The 17291-nt window shown below is 70.8% G+C and carries 17 protein-coding genes; 11 read left to right on the plus strand and 6 right to left on the minus strand.

What is annotated here, in order from left to right; translation table 11 throughout:
- Positions 1–419: 419 nt before the first annotated feature.
- Positions 420–1511 (plus strand): DUF2254 family protein, encoded by a 1092-nt coding sequence (locus tag AC6CKD_RS27280; protein WP_498330752.1) that lies wholly within the window; start codon positions 420–422, stop codon positions 1509–1511.
- On the opposite strand, the gene AC6CKD_RS27285 is transcribed toward AC6CKD_RS27280, so the two are convergent.
- Entirely contained in the window at positions 1508–2821 is a 1314-nt protein-coding gene (locus AC6CKD_RS27285) for a SulP family inorganic anion transporter (RefSeq protein ID WP_498330754.1), read from the minus strand. The genes AC6CKD_RS27280 and AC6CKD_RS27285 overlap by 4 nt on opposite strands.
- Positions 2822–3086: 265 nt before the next feature.
- Positions 3087–3920 (minus strand): class II glutamine amidotransferase, encoded by an 834-nt coding sequence (locus AC6CKD_RS27290; RefSeq protein ID WP_498330755.1) that lies wholly within the window; start codon positions 3918–3920, stop codon positions 3087–3089.
- Between the two features lie 431 nt (positions 3921–4351).
- Between AC6CKD_RS27290 and AC6CKD_RS27295 the strand changes: the two genes are divergently transcribed.
- From AC6CKD_RS27295 to AC6CKD_RS27340, 10 genes are all read left to right on the plus strand, one after another.
- Positions 4352–5032 carry a GAP family protein gene (locus AC6CKD_RS27295; RefSeq protein WP_498330757.1) on the plus strand — a complete coding sequence of 227 codons (681 nt, stop codon included), beginning with the start codon at positions 4352–4354 and terminating at the stop codon, positions 5030–5032.
- Between the two features lie 173 nt (positions 5033–5205).
- Positions 5206–5547: a HopJ type III effector protein gene (locus AC6CKD_RS27300; RefSeq protein ID WP_498330759.1), complete on the plus strand. Its 342-nt coding sequence runs from the start codon at positions 5206–5208 to the stop codon at positions 5545–5547.
- 258 nt (positions 5548–5805) lie between these two features.
- Complete coding sequence (locus tag AC6CKD_RS27305; RefSeq protein ID WP_498330761.1) at positions 5806–6606, plus strand: bestrophin-like domain; 801 nt, start codon at positions 5806–5808, stop codon at positions 6604–6606.
- A 548-nt stretch (positions 6607–7154) separates the two neighbouring features.
- Complete coding sequence (locus AC6CKD_RS27310; RefSeq protein ID WP_498330763.1) at positions 7155–8387, plus strand: ATP-binding protein; 1233 nt, start codon at positions 7155–7157, stop codon at positions 8385–8387.
- Entirely contained in the window at positions 8384–9238 is an 855-nt protein-coding gene (locus AC6CKD_RS27315; RefSeq protein WP_498330765.1) for a roadblock/LC7 domain-containing protein, read from the plus strand. Before AC6CKD_RS27310 ends, AC6CKD_RS27315 begins: the two co-directional genes overlap by 4 nt.
- Entirely contained in the window at positions 9231–9623 is a 393-nt protein-coding gene (locus AC6CKD_RS27320) for a DUF742 domain-containing protein (protein WP_478687790.1), read from the plus strand. The genes AC6CKD_RS27315 and AC6CKD_RS27320 overlap by 8 nt, the downstream gene beginning before the upstream one ends.
- 5 nt (positions 9624–9628) lie before the next feature.
- The gene (locus AC6CKD_RS27325; RefSeq protein ID WP_498330767.1) at positions 9629–10189 is read left to right on the plus strand and encodes a GTP-binding protein; all 561 of its coding nucleotides are present in this window, start codon (positions 9629–9631) and stop codon (positions 10187–10189) included.
- 13 nt (positions 10190–10202) lie between these two features.
- Positions 10203–11582 (plus strand): cytochrome P450 family protein, encoded by a 1380-nt coding sequence (locus tag AC6CKD_RS27330; protein WP_498330768.1) that lies wholly within the window; start codon positions 10203–10205, stop codon positions 11580–11582.
- A 103-nt stretch (positions 11583–11685) separates the two neighbouring features.
- Positions 11686–12933: a cytochrome P450 gene (locus AC6CKD_RS27335; protein WP_498330770.1), complete on the plus strand. Its 1248-nt coding sequence runs from the start codon at positions 11686–11688 to the stop codon at positions 12931–12933.
- Positions 12930–13721, plus strand: a complete 792-nt coding sequence (locus AC6CKD_RS27340) for an enoyl-CoA hydratase/isomerase family protein (RefSeq protein WP_498330771.1) — start codon at positions 12930–12932, stop codon at positions 13719–13721. The genes AC6CKD_RS27335 and AC6CKD_RS27340 overlap by 4 nt, the downstream gene beginning before the upstream one ends.
- Positions 13722–13825: 104 nt before the next feature.
- On the opposite strand, the gene aroC is transcribed toward AC6CKD_RS27340, so the two are convergent.
- The 4 genes from aroC to AC6CKD_RS27360 form a co-directional block, all read right to left on the minus strand.
- The gene (aroC, locus tag AC6CKD_RS27345) at positions 13826–15010 is read right to left on the minus strand and encodes a chorismate synthase (protein ID WP_498330772.1); all 1185 of its coding nucleotides are present in this window, start codon (positions 15008–15010) and stop codon (positions 13826–13828) included.
- Positions 15007–15210, minus strand: coding sequence for a hypothetical protein (locus AC6CKD_RS27350; RefSeq protein WP_498330774.1), 204 nt, complete (start codon positions 15208–15210; stop codon positions 15007–15009). The genes aroC and AC6CKD_RS27350 overlap by 4 nt, the downstream gene beginning before the upstream one ends.
- Positions 15211–15297: 87 nt before the next feature.
- The gene (metF, locus tag AC6CKD_RS27355) at positions 15298–16170 is read right to left on the minus strand and encodes a methylenetetrahydrofolate reductase [NAD(P)H] (RefSeq protein WP_498330794.1); all 873 of its coding nucleotides are present in this window, start codon (positions 16168–16170) and stop codon (positions 15298–15300) included.
- Between the two features lie 41 nt (positions 16171–16211).
- Positions 16212–17261, minus strand: a complete 1050-nt coding sequence (locus AC6CKD_RS27360; RefSeq protein ID WP_498330776.1) for a carbohydrate kinase family protein — start codon at positions 17259–17261, stop codon at positions 16212–16214.
- Between the last annotated feature and the right edge of the window lie 30 nt (positions 17262–17291).

The following is a 17291-nucleotide window of genomic DNA, read 5'->3' on the forward strand; positions in this document are numbered from 1 at the left end:
CTTGGCTGCGATTCCATCGAGTCTCCTGCACGTGCGCTCCGCGGATGGCCGCCGGCAGCGGGGCACCCGCTGCCCGTCCAGCAAAGGCGCTCCGCCCCGGTCGCGCGACCGGAGGCGCCCCTCGGATTCGATCAGCGGATGCGACGGGGGGAGGTCGGAGGTATGACTAGGGGGAAGACACACACCCGACCGGAGTGGCCACGGTAGGGGGGTACGCCGACGGGCAGAGGGGACATGTCGTGGCCAACCCGTCAGCGCCGCCTGCCGGCAAACACCGCAACCGCCCGGCGGGGTTGTTCCATCGCCCGCGCCGCGCGCTCCGAAGTGACCTGGCACAGGCTGTCTGCATGGGGGCGGGCCTGCTCGCGGGCCTCGCCGCTCCCTCGATCGCATACGGCCCGCTGACAGACTCAGGGCCCGTGATCAACGTCCTGTTCACCATCGGCTTCGGCGTGATCAGCCTGGTCAGCATCATCTTCTCGCTGTTGTTCCTCGTGGTGCAGTGGGCGTCCACCACTTTCAGCCCGCGTCTCGGGCTCTTCCGCGACGACCCGCTGGTATGGCGGACCTTCGCCTTCGCCATCGGCGTCTTCGTCTTCTGCGTCACCGCCGCACTGGCCGTCGGCACCCGCGACCGCGTCTCGGTGGCCGTACCGGTCCTGGCCATGGTGCTGGCCCTCGCGACCCTGGCGCTCATGCGATCCCTCCAGGTCAGGGCGTTCAGCTGGATCCAGCTCTCCCCCTCCCTGGAAGCCATCGCGAACCGGGGCCATCAGGTTTTCGACAGGCTCTACGCCGAGCCCCACGAGGGCACGGCCCCCCAGAACTTTTCGCCGGCCGGTCCGGGGCGTGTGGTGCGATGGCCGCATGCCGGCACGCTGCTTCAGCAGATCGATGTCCCCTCGCTGGTGGAGAGCGCCTGTCGGCACGACAGCGTCGTCGTCCTCGCTCAACCACCCGGGAACCTCCTCGTCCGGCAACTGCCCGTGGCCCGCGTCCACGGCGGAGACCTGCCCGACGATGCGGTCCTGGGCGCGCTCCTCCCGGGCGTCGAGCGCTCCTTCGACCAGGACCCGGGACTGGCGCTGCGCCTGCTCGCCGACATCGCCCTGCGCGCCCTCTCCTCAGCGGTCAATGACCCCGCCACCGCGGTGCAGGCCATCGACCACATCGAGGACGCCCTGCTGCGCCTGGCAACCCAAGATCTCGACGTCGGACAGGTCCGCGACACGGAAGGCGTGGTCCGGGTCATCGTCCCCGTGCCCGACTGGAACGACTACCTGCGCGACGCCCTCGACGACGTGGTCGTCGCCGCTCGAAACTCACCCATGTGTCTGCTCCGACTGCGCACCCTGCTTCAACGGGTGCTGGACGCCTGCCGGCACGAGCGCCGCGCCCTCCCGCAGGAGCTGCTGGCCTGGGTCGAGGGCCGCGCCACCGAGCGGTTCCCCGTGGCGTGGCGCGGGGCTGCCGACGGCGAACGGCGTGCCGATCGGGAGAACCGCGGCTAGGACTTCATCCGGTAGGCGGCTACACCTGCGCGCACGGTGGGAAACACGTGGACCTCGCCGAACTCGGCGGCGAGACCGGTGTCTTCGAGGACCCGGCGCAGCGAGGCCTTGGGGCGGGCCAGGGCGAGCACCACGTCTCGCTTGGCGAGTTCGGTCCGCAGTTCGCGCAGGGTGTCGATGGCGGTGGCGTCGATGTAGGTGACGGCTTCGGTGTTGACGATCACCCAGCGCACCGGGACGTCGGCTCGTGCCACCAAGGCCTTGATCCGCTCGGCGAAGAACGGCACGTTGGGGAAGTAGAGGGGGGCGTCGAAGCGGTAGACCAGCAGGCCGGGCAGGGTCTGGCTGCCTTCGTTCTCGTCGATGTCGCGGTAGCCGTCGATGTCCTCGAGGTGGCCCAGGACGGCGTCGTGCGGACGCACGGTGCGGTAGACGAAGACCCCGATCGACAGGGCGACGGCCACCAGCAGTCCGTTGAGTACGCCCACGGCGAGCACGGCGACCAGCGCCGCGACGGCCAGGGCCGCCTCCGCGTCGCGGATCCGACGCAGCCTCACGATGGCGCCGAAGTCGAAGAGTCTGAGGGCGGCGGCGACCACGACGACACCGAGGGCGGCCTTGGGCAGCGGGGCGATCAGAGGAGTGGCGAAGGCGGCGACCAGGGCCACCACGGCCGCCGCGACCAGGCCGACGATCTGGGAGCGTGCCCCGGAGGCGTCGGCGAGCGCGGTGCGGGAGCCGCTGCTGCCGATCGGGAAGGCCCCCGACAGACCGGAGACCGCATTGGACGCGCCCAGCGCGATCAGCTCTTGGTCGGCGCTGACCTCGTACCCGTTCTTGGTGGCGAAGGCCCGCGCGATGGCGCTGCCGTCAGCGAAGGCGACCAGGGCCATGCCCGCTGCCGGCAGCACCAGTTCGGTGAGGTCCGTCAGCCCGACACGGGGAAGCCCGAGGGGTGGCAGGCCCCCGTCGAGGTCGCCGACGATCACGATGCCGCGATCCTCGAAGCCGAAGGCCGCCGACGCGGCAATGGCCAGCACCACCACGAGGAGGCTGCCCGGGACTCTCGGGGTGAAGCGCTGAATCAGCAGCAGCAGGGTCAGCAGCGCGACGCTCAATGCGACGGTGGCGAGCGAGGCGTCGCCGAGCTTGCGCAGCACTTCCCCGACGGTCGGGAAGAAGTCGTCGGAGGTGACCTTGATCCCCAGCATCTTGCCGAGCTGGGTGGCGATGATCATGGGGGAGACGCCGTTGAGGTAGCCGAGCAGCGCCGCGCCCGGCAGGACCTGGCGCCAGGAGGACGGCACCACCGATCGCCACCACGATGCGGCATCAGACCCTTTCCGGCCCGGGTCGGTCATCCGCCGGTCCCCTTCGCCCGGCCCGCTGCCGGGCCTGATGATCGTTTCTCCTCACCGTACGGAAGCCACCACGGATCCGCGTCCGGAGGGTCCTCCGGGCCACCCGTTCGGCCCAGCGTGGTGAGTGCGCGCCGATGCCCCTGCGGCCGGTCCGTCCGATAGGAGGGAGCGACGCGGACGTTGCCCCCGCTCGTCCGCTCCATAGCGGCTCGTGTCAGGCAGGGGACGGGGCGAACGGGAACAGCTCGTCGGCGCCGGGCTGGACGACGCCGTAGCTGCTCTCGGGTACTTCGTTCCAGGCGCCGGGCAGATCACCTAGGGGTTCGGACACGATGAGGCGGGTCTCCTCGGAAACGTCGCGCAGGAACGCGACATCGGGGTGCAGTCTGCGCAGGGCGTCCACCCGGCTGCTGTAGAACAGCGACCGGGACGCGTGCCCGCTGGAGTAGCGGAAGGCCCAGACCCTTTCGCCGTCGGTGATGGCGAGTGTCATCTGGAGCGGGAACTCCACGCCGTGGTCGTGCCCGGCGCGCTCCACGACCCCCGCCATCCGGGCCACGGCGGCGGGCGGGTCCTGGTCCAGGCCGAAGGTGAGGGCCAGGTAGAACATCACCTCGGAGTCGGTCGTCCCTTCGATGTCGGCGTACAGCGCGGGGTCGACGAGCAGCGTGAGGTCCCGGCGCATCAGGTGGAAGCCGGAGATGGCGCCGTTGTGCATGAACATCCAGCGACCGTGCCGGAACGGGTGGCAGTTCGACTGCTGCACCGCGGTGCCGGTCGATGCCCGGATGTGGGCGAAGAACAGCGGGGAGCGGACGTGGTCCGCCATTTCCCGCAGGTTGCGGTTGTTCCAGGCGGGGCCCACGTCTCGGAGCAGGGCCGGCGTGCTGTTGTCCTCCGAGTACCAGCCGACGCCGAACCCGTCGCCGTTCGTGGTCTCCACGCCGAGCTTGGAGTGCAGGCTCTGGTCGATCAGCGAGTGGGCCGGTTTGTACAGGATGGTGTCGAGCAGCATGGGTGTCCCCGAGTAGGCGAGCCATCGGCACATGTGCGATCACCTGGGTCCTTGACAGCATGCCGGGGAGGAAGGTGCTTCCTGCCCCGAACGCCCCGGAGCGGCGCTGCTCAGAGAGCTCGCGCGTCACCTCGTCGTGCGACCGCCCTTGCGGGTGGGAGCGCCCCGGCACGCAGCGCCGCGGTCTCTGCGGGCGACCTTGCGCGGATCTTGTCCGGCTCTCTCATTCTCGGCTCCCTCCCCGGGGCGCGCCACGCGGGGCGGCGGGCACACGGCGGCGGCAGCCCCGCGTGGCCGGCTGCTCCGGTGCCATCGGGGCGGAGCGGGCACGGCGCCTGGGGTGCGGGGGACGAGGTTTGCTCATAGCGTCGGGGCTGTGGGCCGCGAGATGTGTGGCTCCGCATCCGCCGGGTGGGTGTGCGGTGGGTGTGCGGCCCCGCAGGGTTTGATCAAGGAGGTGTGCGGTGGGAGACGCGATCGGGCAGATGCTGCCGTCCGCTGTTGGTATCGCGATCAGCCCCATGCCGATGATCGCCGTCATCTTGATGCTCGCCACCCCCAAGGGCCGCGCCAACGGTCTCGCCTTCGCCGCGGGGTGGACGGTGTCCCTGGCGGTGGCCGCCACGGTGCTGGTGCTGCTGGGCAGCGGAGCCGGCGCGGCAGACTCCGACGGTGGCCCGGCCGCCTGGACCAGCTGGCTGAAGCTGGTTCTGGGCGTGCTGTTCTTGCTCCTCGCGTTCAAGCAGTTCCGGGGCCGCCCCAGGGAGGGCCGTCCCGCCCCCACTCCGAAGTGGATGGCGGCGATCGACCGGTTCACACCCGGCAAGGCCGTGGGCCTGGCCGGTCTCCTGGCGGTCGCCAACCCCAAGAACCTCGTCCTGCTCGTCGGCGGCGCGGTCGCCATCGCCGGCAGCGGCGCGGACACGGGCGGCAAGACGGTCGCGGTGGTCGTGATGGTGCTCGTGGCCTCGCTCTGCACAGCCGTACCGGTCACCGTCTTCCTGTTCGGCGGAGCGCGTGCGGCAGAGATCCTCGGCGGCTGGAAGACGGGGATGTCCGCACACAGCGCAGCGATCATGGCGGTGCTGTTCGCCGTGTTGGGATCCAAGTACGTCGGTGACGCGGTCTCCAGCCTCTCGGCCTGACGTTCGGGGACGTTGAACGGTGCGCCCGGCTGCGACCCCGACGCGCGTCGTGACCTGCGGAGTTGCCGCTCGCTCGGCCGTGTCGCGCGGTTCCTGCCGGCTGGCGCTGAAGGGGTAATGTCGTCCGGTCACGGACGGCAATCGGAACGTCTGTTCAAGCCAGGGGAACCAACATGACTGATCTGAACTCGCTGCGGGCGAGCCTTGCGTCGGGCGAGCACGAGTTCGCCGACACCTTGGCCTTCGTCGCCGCGCATTACGAGTACCAGCCGCAGGCGTTCCGCAACGGGGACCTGGAAAACGTCGCAGGGGAGAACGAGGGCTCCTGCAAGACGCTGGGGCTGGCCCTGCTGGAGGGGCTGAGCGACCGCGAAGCGCTGCTGGCGTTCGGTGAGCACTACCGCAGCGTGCTGGCGACGCCGAACGGCACCGATCACAGCAACATTCGCAACCTCATGGCCCATGGCCTGGAAGGCGTGAGTTTCGCCGGGCAGCCGCTGGCCCGCAAGAGCTGAACAGCGGAATCCGGGCGGGCAACGAAGGCCACGAGTACCGCCCCGACCATCCGCCCGAGCCGGCGCGTGGCCCCGGGCGACTTCCGGTCGCTTTCGGCCGACGGATTCGGACGCTGGGAGAACGGCCACCTCCTACGAGCCCGGCTGGAAGGCGCACTCCTGCCCCGTGTCCAGGGCCGTTCGGGTGGGGGGCCGGGCGCGGCGGCGGGAGGGGGGCCGGGGTGGGGCTGGAGGATGCCGTGACGGGAGGTGCGGCCGGTGGTCATCATCGTGGTGCTGGTGCTCGCGCTGGTGGCGTCGTTCGCCGCGAACCGGTACCTGCGGCCGCGGCTGGTCCGCGCGAGCGAGCAGGGCATGGGCGTCCAGGACCTGGTCGGCCCGATGCAGACCCTGACGATCCTGCTGCTGGCCTTCGTGCTGGTGACCGCTTCGGGCTCGTACGGGCTGGCCGACAGCGCCGCCCGGCGGGAGGCGCACGAGCTGGCCCACCTCGCGTCGATGGCGGGCTACGCCCCCGAGCCGCAGCGGACCCGGCTGCTCGAGGACACCGTCTGCTACGCGCGGACGGTGCGGTTCTCGGAGTGGCCGGCCATGGCCGAGGTCCGCGCCTCGTCCGCCTCCGACGAGTGGAGCAGCGTTTTCCCCGAGGTGTTCCGGCAGTTGCGCGCCGAGCAGTCCTTCGGAATGCTGATCGCCGCCGACGACCAGCGGGCGCTGGCCCGCGAGGAGCGGCTGGCCCAGGCCGCCCCCAGCATCCCGGCGCCCATGTTCTGGTTCCTGCTCTGCGCGCTGACCGTGACCGTGGTCTCCCTCGGCGTCGCCGTGCCGCACCGGGACAACCGCGGACAGCTCGCCGCCCTGGTGGTCATCACGGTCCTGCTGGGCAGCGCCCTGTTCATCATCCGCGACGTGGACCGGCCCTTCGGCTGGCTGATCAACGTGCCGCCCAAAGCGATCACGGCCGTCGAGGCGCAGACCCTGCGCACCCTGCGGTCCTCACATCCCCAGGCCGTGCTGCCCTGTGACGCCCGGGGCGAGAGGATTCGTCCCCCGGCGTGAGCGGACGCGACGATGGCGGTGGCCACCCGGCCCGTCAGGAGCAGGCGCTGCACGACCTGTTGGCGAAGCGCGGATCGGACGGCGGCCTGTTCGCGTCCCCCGCGGATTCCGCTAACGGGCAGTCTCCGAACCGAGCACCCATGGACCGGGCGCAGGCATCTGCCGTTGCGGCTCGTCCTGGGGCCGGTTGACGGCCCCGTCGGCAGATGTGAGAGATCGCCACTCCTCACGTGAAGAACTGTTTAACGGATCGGTGACGGGAAGCGGGGTCGGCGGCAGAGGCGAGGGGCCGAAAGGCCATGTCAACCAGCGGCTGTGGCAGCCTGGTTGGGCGGATGCGGCGTCATGGTGGGCGTCCGAGGGGCCGAAGATCCGGTGATAGCATCCCCGCATCTGTGATCTTGTTCCATTTTGACGCAGATGCTGATGTGTGATCGGCGGCATGCTCACCGCGTAACAGCAGGTGAACCGTGTCGATCAGCTGTGTTGCGGGGCCTCGCGAGGTGCATCTGCAGCCGTCCGCATGGCACGCGCCGGGAAAGGTTTCCATGAATCGAGACGCACTTGTGTGGTGCTTGGTTGCGGTGGCGGCGATAGCCGTTGTCGCGGTCGTGGCACTCGTCGCCCGCAACAGAGCGCTGGGGGCGAAGAAGGAACACACCGAGGCCGAACTGAGACACCGGCTCCTCTCCGCGGACAGCCAACTGCACGCGTCGTACGCCGAGCTGCAGCGGTTCCGGAACGAGCAGGACGCCACGCTCCGCGAAGCCAAGGAAGCGGCGGAGGAGAACACCAAGGCCGTCCTCAAGGGTGCCGCCAGCCTCCTGCAGAGCCTCGCGGCCGAGCAGACGACGCTCCTGGACGGCATCCAGCGCAAGTACGGCGGACACACGGTCCTCAGCGACCTGTTGGACGTGAACCACGCCAACGCCCAGATGGCGCGCAAGGCTCAGGGCATCGCCGTCATGTGCGGCGCGCCGCTCGGCCGCCGCAACAGGCCCGCCAGCGTCTACGACGTGGTGCGCAGCGCCCAGGGGCAGATCCGCAACTTCAACCGGGTCGCCATCATGCAGCAGACCAGCCTCGCCCTGAAGTCGTCCGCGGTCGCGCCGGTCGCCCTCGCCGTGGCGGAGCTGCTCGACAACGCCGCCAGCTTCTCGCAGCACGACGCGCCGATCGAGGTGACGTTCCAGCGCGTCCAGAACAACCTGTGCATCGTCATCGACGACGCCGGTGTCAGCATGAACGACGAAGAGCGGCAGCGGGCGACCGCGCTGCTCTCGGGAGAAGTCGCCCCCCGTCTGTCGCAGCTGGGGACTCAGCCGAAGTTCGGCTTCCCGGTCATCGGCCTGATCGCGCGTCAGCACGGTTTCAAGGTCGACGTCACCGGAGTCTCCAGGTACGGCGGCGTCAGGGCCGTCGTCCTCTTGCCCGAGGAGCTGTGGACCATGGAGGAGATACCGCCCGCCCCGCAGGCCCCGCCGGCCCCGAGGGCTCCGGCGGCTTCCGAGGCCCCGGTCAGCGACATCCGGCGCGCCACCGAGAGCCGGCCGCAGCCGAGCGCGACCTCGCGCACGATGCACGGCCTGCCCAAGCGCGGCGCACGCCAGGCGCCCATCGCGAGCGTCCCCGATCCCGATGCCGACACCGCCGCGCCCGCGCCGCGGACCGCGGGGGAAACGGGCCGCGCCTCCGGGCGCAGTCTGGGGGCCTTCCAGCGCGGCACGCTCTCCGGTCGCAACCTTGACGCCACCTCGTTCGAAGGGCCCGAAGAGGCATGACCGCAGACCTGTCGTGGATGCTCGAGGACATCGTGCACAACGTGCCCCACGCACGGCACGCCGTCCTGCTGTCCGCGGACGGCCTTCCCCGCGGCGCGACCGAGGGCCTGGCCGAGAAGGACGTACGCACCATCTCGGCGGCCATGGCCGGGATGCAGTCGCTCAGCCGGGCGACGGCACACTTCGCCGGCCCCGAGGAGGACCGGCAGTGGAACCAGACGATCATCGAGTTCTCGCACGGCTGGAGCTTCCTGATCGGTGCGGGGCAGGGCTCCTACCTCGCCGCCGCGGCCGCGCCCGATGTGGACATGCAGCAGATCTCCTTCCGCATGCACCGCCTCGTCGCCCGACTGGGCAACAACCTCACCTCGCCGCCGCGGGTGAACTCCGAGGAGGCCGGTGGGCCACGGGCGGGTGTCCCCCGGCAGCAGGGCTCCGGTGACACGGGGTTCGCCCTCGGCGAGCTCGACCAGGTGATGTCCGAGGTCAAGGGCGCCCGCCACGCCGTGCTGCTGGGATCGGACGGTCTTCCCCGCGGGGCGACCAGCGGGATGAACCGCGACCTCGCGGACACGATCTCCGCGGCCATGACCGGCATCCACGCCTACAGCCGGGTGACCTCCCAGTTCGCGGGGGTCATCGAGGACGCGGAATGGCGTCAGACGGTCATCGAGTTCCAGCACGGCTGGATCTTCCTGATGACGGCCGGACCCGATGCCTTCCTGGCGGCGGCCGCCGAACACGACTGCGACATCGAGCAGTTCACGACGCGTCTGCACGAGGTGGTTCCCCGACTGACCGCGACGGCGAACGCGACGGCGGCACAAGGGAAGGGGACGCGCCATGCCTGATGGGTTCGAACAGGATGAAGAGCTGGAACTGACGTCTCCGTTAGTCCCCCTCTTCGTGATCACGAACGGACGAGCGCTGCCCCCGGACCACGAGTACGAGCACACGACGCTCGTGACGGCGGCGGTGGAGAACGGACAGGCCGCGGCCCGCACGCTGTCCCCGGAAGCGGGGCAGGTCATGGACCTGGTGGCGAACGGCTTCCTGTCCGTGGCCGAGGTGGCGGGGCACACCCACCTGCCCCTGGGCATCGTCCGCATCCTGCTGGCGCAGTTGGAGGAGGACAACCTCATCCTCGCGAGGACACCGATACCGCGCGCCGAACGTGTCGACAGAGAACTGGTCAGCGCCGTCCTCGAGGGCCTGAAGAATCGATTCGGAGCGTAACCCCCGTGTACCTGGATCCAGATGTCTCCCACGCGGTGAAGATCCTCATAGTGGGGCACTTCGGGGTCGGCAAGACCACCTGCATCGGCAGTCTCTCCGAGATCGAACCCCTGCGGACCGAGGAAGAGATCACCGAAGCCAGCGTGGGCTTCGATGACCTGTCGGGCACACCCGACAAGACGACCACCACCGTCGCCATGGACTTCGGCCGGCTCACCCTGAGCGACACCCTGGTCCTCTACCTCTTCGGAACGCCCGGCCAGGAGCGCTTCAAGGAGATGTGGGAAGAGCTCTCCCGGGGGGCCCTGGGCGCGCTGGTCCTCGTCGACCCGGAGCGACTGCACGAGTCCTTCCCCGTCCTGGACCTCGTCGAACGCTTCGGCCTGACGTACGCCATTGCCGTGAACCACTTCGAGGGCACCACGCACTACCCGCTCGACGAGGTGCACGAGGCGCTGAACCTCACCGCCGAGACCCCTGTCGTGGAGTGCGACGTACGGGACGAGAGTTCCTCCGCGCGGGCCCTCATCACCCTCGTGAAACACCTCATGTCCCAACTCAGCTAGGAGCCCCCCCGCCATGCAACAGCCTCTTGGGCCGCAGGAGATACCCCCCGGCTGCCCCGCGCACGGGAACGTCCAGCTGTACGGTCCCGAGTTCGGAGCCGACCCCGACAGCCAGTACGAGCAGCTGCGCCTCTTCGGCCACAGCGCACCCGTGGACATCGCCCCCGGCGTCCAGGCCGAACTCGTCACGAGCTACGACGCCGCCCTGTACGTCCTGCAGAACCCGGCCTCCTTCGTACGCGACTCCCGCCGCTGGAACGCCCTCAACGAAGGCCGCGTCCCCGCAGACAGTCCGGCGCTGCCCATGATGGGTTACCGCCCCAACGCGCTCTTCAGCGACGGTGCGGCACACGCCCGACTGCGCCGGGCGGTCACCGACAGCCTCGCCACGGTCAACGAGCACCAGCTCATCAGGCAGACGCAGCAGTCCGCCAACTACCTGATCAGCCAGTTCAGTACCGACATCCGCGGCCAGGCGGAGCTGATGTCCGAGTACGCCCAGCCGCTGCCGCTGCTGGTCTTCAGCGACCTGTTCGGCTGCCCGCCCGAGATCGGCGACCGCGTGATCGCCGGCATCAGCGGCATCTTCGAGGGGACGCCCGGTGCCGACGAGGTGCTCGGCGGGGCGCTCACCGAACTGATCGAACTCAAGCGGCGGCGCCCGACGGACGACCTGACGACGCGGCTGATGGAGCACTCGTCCCAGCTGAGCGACGAGGAGGTGCTGCACCAGCTCGTCACCCTGCTCTCCGGCGGCACCGCGCCGCTGGCCGCGGCCATCGGCACCAGCAGCGCCCTGTACCTCGGAGAGGACTGGCAGGCCGGTCTCCCGGTCGAGGACGCGGTCTCCCAGACCCTCTGGAACTACGCGCCGATCGCCAACTACGCGGTTCACTACCCGACTCACGACGTCGAGCTCGGCGGCAGGGTGGTCCGGACCAACGACCCGGTCCTCATCTCGTTCGCCGCGGCCAACACCGACCCGAAGCTGACCGAACACCGCGAACAGCTCAGCGCCAAGGCGCACTTGGCCTTCGGGGCGGGCCCGCACGCGTGCCCCGCCAAGGACCCGGCTTTCATGATCGCCGTGACTGCCGTCGAGGCGCTGCTCAACCAGCTCCACGACGTCGAGCTGCGGGTCCCGTTCAAGTCGCTCACCTGGGCGCCGAGCCCGTGGAGCCGCTCGCTGGTCACCCTCCCGATCCGCTTCACCCCGAAGACCGTTCCCCCGGTGGCCGGGACGGCCGGCTCGAACGCGGGCCAGCCCTTCCCGCAGCAGACGGCCGCCCCCGCGCCCGCCGGCTCCGGACCCTCGCGTGCGAACGCCGGGGCCGCGCCGCAGTCGAAGGGCGGCCTGTTCAGCCGCTTCCTGGCATGGACCAGGGGCGAGTGAGGCAAGTGTGATTCTAGTAACTCGCTGAGTACTCAGTGGTAGTGGATGCTCTAACGATCATGCGGGTATGCATGGCGGCTGGTTCTCAGAAAGGAGCCGCCATATGGGCGTTGCCACTATCCCGACGTACGACCGCCGGGCGTCCGCCTCCCTCTTCTCCCGTCTCCGTACGGCCAGAGGGCAGGCAGACCCCTTCCCCATCTACACCGAACTACTCGCGCGGGGCGAGGTGGTGCCCGCCCCCTGGGGCGGTTTCGCCGTCACGGGCTTCGCCGCCTGCGACCAGGTTCTGCGCAGCCGTCAGTGGCTGGAGCCCGACCGGGAATGGCGCGAGCGCCAAGGGGCCGGGACGCGCTGGAACGCGCCCTCCTCGCGCGAGATGGGCAACACGCTCGCCGCGCTCAACCCACCGGACCACACCAAGGTGCGACGGGCGGCGGGCACCTTCGACCGGAGCACCGTGGAGCGCATCGGCCGCAATGTGAAACGGACCGCGAATCAGCTCCTCGACGCCTTCACGGAGCGAATACGCACCGGCGAGGCGGACTTCGCGGAGCTCGTCTGCGAGGAGCTGCCCGTGGCCGCCATAGGTGACTGGCTGGGGCTACCACAGGCCGACTGGCCCAGACTCCGGGAGTTGACCCACGATCAGGTCTTCACCCAGGAGCTGCTGCCGTCGGCCAGCCAACTCGCGTTGTCCGACGCCGCCACCGCCGAACTCCGCACCTATTTCATGGCCTTGGTGCGTGACCGGCGCTCCCACCCCGGCGACGACCCCGTCACCCGGTGGATCCGGACGTGGGACGCGATCGAGCCCGACCAGGACAAGGCCGACGAAGCGGTCTACTTCCTCGTGTTGTTCGTCCTGCTGGCCGCCCTGGAAACCACCGCGACCCTCCTCTCGACCATGACGCTCCGCCTCGTCGAGAGCCCGGACCGCTGGGCCGTGGTCGCCGACAACCCGGGCCTGGTGGCCGGGTTCGTGGAAGAGACCCTCCGCTACGACCCGCCCACCCACGTGATCAGCAGGATCGCCTCGCAGGACTCCGTGCTGGGCGGCTTCGAGATCCGCCGCGACGAGATGGTCCACCTCATGATCGGCGCGGCGCACCGGGACCCGGCCAGGCACAGCGACCCGGACCGGTTCGACCCCGAACGGGCCGCCGACCACCTCGCGTTCAGCGGCGGCATCCACTACTGCCTCGGCGCACCGCTGGCCCGCCTCGAAGCGCAGACGCTCCTCCACCAACTGGTCCAGCGCCTGCCCCGCCTCACCCTCGTACGCCCCCCGTCGATGGCGCCCCGTGTGGCGTTCCGGCGACTCCTGAACCTGGACGTGGCACTCGCATGACCGACCCGGCCCCCTCCCCCGCCCCCGCACACGTCCGGACCGCTCCCAAGGCGATGCGCACCGAGCAGGACGGCCCCGTACTGCATGTCCGTCTCAACCCCTGGGGGCAGGAGGACACGTTGGACACCGCGGTCCTCGACGATCTCATCACCCTGCTCGACGAGCTGCACGAGAGACCCGACGTCCGGATCCTGACGCTGTCGTCGCTGGGTACGGACTTCTGCCTGGGTGCCGACCGCAACGAGTACCAGGAGGCCTTGGCCGCCGATCCGTCCGGAGTGGGCCTGCGGCGCATCGCCGACAAGGCGCACCGCCTGTGCCAGGCCCTGGAGAACACCCACGCGGTCACCATCGCCCGGCTGCACGGGCGGGTCATCGGCGCGGGTCTCGCCCTCGCCTCCTTCTGCGATCTGCGTGCCGGTGCCGACACCAGCCGCTTCCGCATGCCGGAGGTGGGCATCGGGCTGCCGCCGGCGTGGGGCGGGGCGATGGGACGCCTGGTCTCCGAGGTGGGCGCCGCCAGGATCCGCGAACTCATGCTCACCTGCGACGTCTTCGACGCCGAGACGGCCCACCGCATCGGTCTGCTCCACCGGACCGCCCCGCTCGACCAACTGGACAAGGTGATCGATTCCTGGACCAGGCCACTCGTCCGACGCTCGCCCGAAGCACTCGTCCTGACCAAGCGGATGCTGGCCGGGTACGCACGGGCGGACAGGACGGCAGACGTCTCCCTGCTCGATTCCCACCTCTTGGCTGCCACCCTCCAGCAGCACGCGCGGGGTTGATCCCCGGGCTGGTGTGGGGGCACGGTCCGCGCGCGGCGAGGTGCCCACCCCTCACGATCGGGTCGGGCACCTCACACCGTTCGCCGCACCGTTCGCCGCGCCGCTCACCCGATCGGGAGATGCGCCAGGTACGACCGCACGTTGCGCCGCGTCTCGCCGACCCCGTCCCCGCCGAACTTCTCGGCCACCGCGTCCGCCAGCACCAGCGCGACCACGGCCTCCGCCACGATGCCCGCCGCCGGGACGGCACACACGTCGGACCGCTGATGGTGCGCGGCGGCCGCCTCGCCGGTCGCCACGTCGATCGTCGCCAGCGCACGCGGAACCGTCGCGATCGGTTTCATCGCCGCCCGGACCCGTAGCAGCTCACCCGTGGACATGCCGCCCTCGGTGCCGCCCGCCCGGCCGGTCGTACGCTTCACCCCCTCGGCTGTCCGCACGATCTCGTCGTGCGCCTTCGACCCCGGCACCCTCGCCAGGGCGAAGCCGTCGCCGACCTCGACGCCCTTGATCGCCTGGATACCCATCAACGCACCTGCGAGCCGCGAGTCCAACCGCCGGTCCCAGTGCGTGAACGAGCCGAGACCCACCGGTACGCCGTACGCCAGCACCTCGACCACACCACCGAGGGTGTCGCCGTCCTTGTGGGCCCGGTCGATCTCCGCGACCATCGCCTTCGAAGCCTCCGGATCCAGGCAGCGCACCGGATCCTCGTCCAGCCTCGCCTCGTCCGAAGGCGTGGGCAGCACACCGTACGGGGCACGGGCCGTGGCCAGCTCCACCACGTGGGAGACGATCTCGATGCCGGTCGTCTGCTTCAGGTACGACCTGGCGACCGCGCCCAGCGCCACCCGCGCCGCCGTCTCCCGCGCACTCGCCCGCTCGAGAACCGGCCGGGCATCGTCCAGCCCGTACTTCTGCATACCGGCCAGATCCGCGTGACCGGGGCGGGGTCGGGTCAGCGGCGCGTTGCGCGCCAGCCGGGCCAGCTCCGCCGGGGCCACCGGATCGGCCGCCATCACCGTCTCCCACTTCGGCCACTCGGTGTTGCCCACCATGATCGCGACGGGGCCGCCCATGGTCAGGCCGTGCCGCACCCCGCCCAGGAAGGAGACTTCGTCCTCCTCGAACTTCATCCGGGCGCCACGCCCATGGCCCAGCCGCCGCCTGGCCAGCGCGTGCGCCACCATCCGCGTGGTGACCGGAACACCGGAAGGGAGTCCCTCCAGCGTGGCGACGAGTGCGGGTCCGTGTGACTCCCCGGCGGTCAGCCAGCGCAACCTGCTCACCGGTCCTCCTCGGATTCGAAGGCCTCGGCGGCCTCGACGGCCCCGGCCGCCTCTGTCGGCGCGTGCCGGGCGGGCGGGCCGGGGTTGCCGCCGTCCTCATCGGGCCGCACGCGCCGGCCGTAGACCTCGTAGCGCTTGAGGGCGGGGCGGGAAGGGAGCACGGGGCCCGTGCAGGTCATGAAGGGGGCGGTGCGGGTCATGGGCATGCGTCTCCCGGGGTCGAGGGTGCGGACTCGGAACGTGCGCGTACGGTCGCCTCGCGCGGACGGCCGTGGTGGATCCCCGCCCTACTGGTCCGCGGGGCGGGTGGGCAGGCTCAGCCGGCGGTGGATGTCGAGTGCCGCGGTGGACCGGTTGAGGGTGATGTAGTGCAGCCCCGGCGCCCCGTGGTCCAGGAGGCGTTGGGCCAGCTCGGTGGCGTGCTCGACGCCTACGCGATGGGCCTCGTCGGGGTCGTGCCGGGCGGCGTGCAGACGGCGGGCCAGGTCGGGCGGGAAGGCGGCATCGCTCAGGTCGGCGAAGCGGCGGATCTGGTCGTACCGGGTGGCGGGCATGATCTCCGGGATGACCGGGGTGTCGCATCCGGCGGCATCCAGCCGGTCGCGCAGCCGGAAGTAGTCCTCCGCGCGGAAGAACATCTGGGTGATGGCGTAGTCGGCGCCCGCCCGGCATTTGGCGACGAAGTGCCGGATGTCGCCGTCCCAGTCGGCTGAGCGGGGGTGGCGTTCGGGGAACGCGGCGACCGCGATGCTGAAGTCGCCCAGCTCCCGTACCAGCCGGACCAGGTCCACCGCGTGGTCGAGACCCCCCGGATGGCGGGTCCACGGCCCCCGCGGGTCACCGGGCGGATCGCCGCGCAGGACGAGTACGTCGCGCACGCCCGCGTCGGCGTAGCGCCCGATGATGCGGCGCAGTTCGGCCACCGAGTGGCCGACCGCGGTGAGGTGCGCGACGGGGCGCAGGATGGTGTGCTCCGCGATCCGCTGGGTGAGGGCGGTGGTCCGCTCCCGTGAGGATCCGCCCGCCCCGTAGGTGACGGAGACGAAGGACGGGTCGACGGCCTCGACCCGGCGCAGGGCCTGCCACAGCACGCGTTCGCCCTGACCCGTCTTGGGCGGGAAGAACTCGAAGGAGTAGGAGCGGTGGCCGGCCGCGATCAGAGCGGCCGGGCCCGGGCTCGTACGGGGCAGCGTGAGCGTGCTCACCGGCGCGCCTCGCCGGCTGCGGACCCCGCGAAGCGTGCGGCGGTCGCGGCCGGCTCCGCCGGTGCGGCCGCGGTGCGGGCGGGGGTGGGGATGGCGTCCGGCGCGTCCGTCCGGTAGGCGGTGCGGAGCAGTTCCCGTACCGCGTCCGGTGTGGTGTCGTACGTCTGCGTGCCCACGGCCGACAGGGCGAGCGAGGCCATCACGGAACCCGTCCGCGCGCAGCGCACGGAGGTGTGTCCTGCGGCGAGGGCGGCCAGGTAGCCGGCCCGGAAGGCGTCGCCGACGCCGGTCGGGTCGACCACGGCGTCCGTGGGGACCGCGGAGACGTCCACTGCCGGGCTGCCCGCCCGTTCGATGCGGCTGCCCTTCTCCCCGAGCGTGGTGATCCACGTGCCGACCCGCCGCAGCACCTCCGTGTGGGTCCAGCCGGTCTTGCGCAGCAGCAGTTCGTGCTCGTACTCGTTGGTGAACAACAGCTGCGCACCGTCCGCGAGTTCCCGTATGTCCGGGCCTTCGAGGCGGGCCAGCTGCTGGGCCGGGTCGGCGGCGTAGGGGATCCGCAGGGTGCGGCAGGCCCGGGTATGGCGGAGCATCGCCGCCGGGGCGTCGGCCCCGATCAGTACCAGGTCGGCTCTGCCGCACCGGTTCATCACGTCGACGAGGTCGATGTCGGCCGCCTCCGCCATCGCGCCCGCGTAGAAGGAGGCGAGTTGGTTGCCGTCCGGGTCGGTGGTGCACAGGAAGCGGGCCGTGTGCCGGGTGGCGGAGGCGTGCACCGCCGAGGTGCGCACGCCCAGGGCCGCGAGCCGGCGGCCGTAGTCGTGGAAGTCCTGGCCGACGGCCGCGACGAGCAGCGGGCGGTGGCCGAGCCGGGCCAGCCCGTAGGCGATGTTGGCGGCGACGCCGCCGTCCCGGATGTCCAGGGTGTCCACGAGGAAGGACAGGGAGATCCGGTCGAGCTTGTCGGCCAGGAGCTGGTCGCTGATGCGTCCGGGAAAGGTCATGAGGTGGTCGGTGGCGACCGATCCGGTGACGGCTATGCGCACCTCACACCCCCGCTATGGCACGGAGGGCGG

This window comes from Streptomyces sp. GQ60 (assembly GCF_059758875.1).

Excerpts from the sequence above, each read along its gene's own strand:
- AC6CKD_RS27290 (WP_498330755.1), bottom strand. The coding sequence starts at position 3,920 with ATGTGCCGATGGCTCGCCTACTCGGGGACACCCATGCTGCTCGACACC.
- AC6CKD_RS27300 (WP_498330759.1), top strand. The coding sequence starts at position 5,206 with ATGACTGATCTGAACTCGCTGCGGGCGAGCCTTGCGTCGGGCGAGCAC.
- AC6CKD_RS27310 (WP_498330763.1), top strand. The coding sequence starts at position 7,155 with ATGAATCGAGACGCACTTGTGTGGTGCTTGGTTGCGGTGGCGGCGATA.
- AC6CKD_RS27315 (WP_498330765.1), top strand. The coding sequence starts at position 8,384 with ATGACCGCAGACCTGTCGTGGATGCTCGAGGACATCGTGCACAACGTG.
- AC6CKD_RS27320 (WP_478687790.1), top strand. The coding sequence starts at position 9,231 with ATGCCTGATGGGTTCGAACAGGATGAAGAGCTGGAACTGACGTCTCCG.
- AC6CKD_RS27330 (WP_498330768.1), top strand. The coding sequence starts at position 10,203 with ATGCAACAGCCTCTTGGGCCGCAGGAGATACCCCCCGGCTGCCCCGCG.
- AC6CKD_RS27335 (WP_498330770.1), top strand. The coding sequence starts at position 11,686 with ATGGGCGTTGCCACTATCCCGACGTACGACCGCCGGGCGTCCGCCTCC.
- AC6CKD_RS27340 (WP_498330771.1), top strand. The coding sequence starts at position 12,930 with ATGACCGACCCGGCCCCCTCCCCCGCCCCCGCACACGTCCGGACCGCT.
- AC6CKD_RS27350 (WP_498330774.1), bottom strand. The coding sequence starts at position 15,210 with ATGACCCGCACCGCCCCCTTCATGACCTGCACGGGCCCCGTGCTCCCT.